This is a genomic window from Halomonas sp. 707D4, assembly GCF_024158685.1.
Lineage (GTDB): Bacteria > Pseudomonadota > Gammaproteobacteria > Pseudomonadales > Halomonadaceae > Vreelandella.
This window is the reverse complement of record NZ_JAMZBD010000636.1, coordinates 1-1,449: the sequence shown is the minus strand read 5'-3', so window position 1 is coordinate 1,449 and position 1,449 is coordinate 1. Positions and strand designations below refer to the sequence as shown.

The 1,449-nt window shown below is 66.2% G+C and carries 2 protein-coding genes and 1 pseudogene; 2 read left to right on the top strand and 1 reads right to left on the bottom strand.

The window, feature by feature from the left end:
* Positions 1–236, top strand: a pseudogene (locus BIS11_RS17455) (glutamate dehydrogenase); the annotation flags it as partial.
* 67 nt (positions 237–303) lie between these two features.
* On the opposite strand, the gene BIS11_RS17450 reads toward BIS11_RS17455, so the two are convergent.
* On the bottom strand, positions 304–780 hold the full coding sequence (locus tag BIS11_RS17450; RefSeq protein WP_253425934.1) for a PepSY domain-containing protein: 477 nt from the start codon (positions 778–780) through the stop codon (positions 304–306).
* 139 nt (positions 781–919) lie between these two features.
* Here BIS11_RS17450 and BIS11_RS17445 point away from each other — a divergent pair, with 139 nt between their 5' ends.
* A complete protein-coding gene (locus BIS11_RS17445) occupies positions 920–1,279 on the top strand; it encodes a PepSY domain-containing protein (RefSeq protein ID WP_253425931.1) in 360 nt (119 codons plus the stop codon).
* Positions 1,280–1,449: the final 170 nt, after the last annotated feature.

Below are 1,449 nucleotides of genomic sequence, written 5' to 3'. Positions count from 1 at the left end.
ACACCGGCGGGGTGATCGTCAGCTACTTCGAATGGCTGCAGAACCGCGCGGGCCAGGCCTGGAGCGCGGAGGAGGTCGACCGGCGCCTGAACGAGACCCTCGAGCGCGAGGCGCGCCGGGTGCTGTCCCGCGCCAGGGACGAGAAGATCACCTACCGCCAGGCGGCATACCGCCAGGGGATCGAGCGCATCAGCGAGGCGATCATGGCGCGCGGCAACTGCCAGGACTGCCGCTGAGCGTCGATCCTCATACGCAAAACGGGTCACCAGGACCCGTCTTGTCGTCGAGGGAACGAGGGCGCCTTCAGTCGCGGTCGACCTCGGTCACCTCGAAGGAGCCCTGGCGCAGGCTGATCTCGAGCTCGCGGCCGTTCTCGTCGCGCCCTTCGATGTCGATCATGCCGCTGCGGTCGATGTCGATCTCCTCGAACTCGGTCATGCCTTCCTGGCGCGCCGCCTCGAACGCCTGGCGGACGTCCTCCTCGCTCATGCCCCAGGCGCCGGAGATCAGTCGCTCGCGCTCCTCCTGCAGGGTCTCGCCGTTGTCCAGCGAGAACTCGATGTCGGCGAACCACTCGTCGTCGAGCCAGCCCTCGATCTCGGCGCGGTTGCGGCTCTTGATGCCGATCTCCTCGAAGTGGGTGAAGCCGTAGTCGGCGGCGTGGCCGAGGACCTCGTCGAGGCGATCCATCGCCAGACTGTCCGCCTGGGCGCTGCCCATCGCAGCGGTAAGCAGTACGGCGGTCGCCGGAATCGTCAGCCTCTTGGTCATGGTCGTCATGGCAAACTCCTGGTCGAGAAAAAAGTGAACGTGCGCCGGCTCCTCCAGCGCGATGACACCGTTATAGCAGCGCGCAGCTTTCGCCAACCTGACGGCGCCGTTCATGGTGCGTTCATGTACTCTTTGGCATGCTGGCGCCATGAACCTACGCTGCCTTCGTCCGCCCACGCCTGCGCTTCGCCGCCGACTTTTCGCCGGCGCCCTCGCTGCCTGCGTGCTGGCCGGCGGCGCCTACGCGGACCAGCACTGGGAAGGGCTTCACGGCGAGGTACGCCAGGGCGAGGCGGTGAGTTTGGAGCAGTTGCTGGACTGGCTGGAGGCGCGCTACCTGGGCGAGGTGATCGAAGTCGAGATGGAGCGCGACGACGACGAGATCGAGTACGAGATCAAGATGCTCGGCCCCCAGGGCCAGGTCGTGGAGTTCGAGTTCGACGCCCGTACCGGGCAGTTGATGAAGATCGAGGGAGCGCGTATCAACGAGATGATGCGCGCAAGGTGAGCGCCAGGGAGGGCGACCATGAAGTGTTTGCTGGTGGAAGACGACGCGGCGCTGGCCGACGAGCTCGCCAAGGCCTTGAAGGAGGGCGACTGGCTGGTCGAAGTCGTCGGTGCCGGCCAGGAGGCGGACTTTCTGGTGCGCACCGAGGTGTATGACGCGCTGATCCTCGA

Excerpts from the sequence above, each read along its gene's own strand:
- BIS11_RS17450 (WP_253425934.1), bottom strand. The coding sequence starts at position 780 with ATGACGACCATGACCAAGAGGCTGACGATTCCGGCGACCGCCGTACTG.
- BIS11_RS17445 (WP_253425931.1), top strand. The coding sequence starts at position 920 with ATGAACCTACGCTGCCTTCGTCCGCCCACGCCTGCGCTTCGCCGCCGA.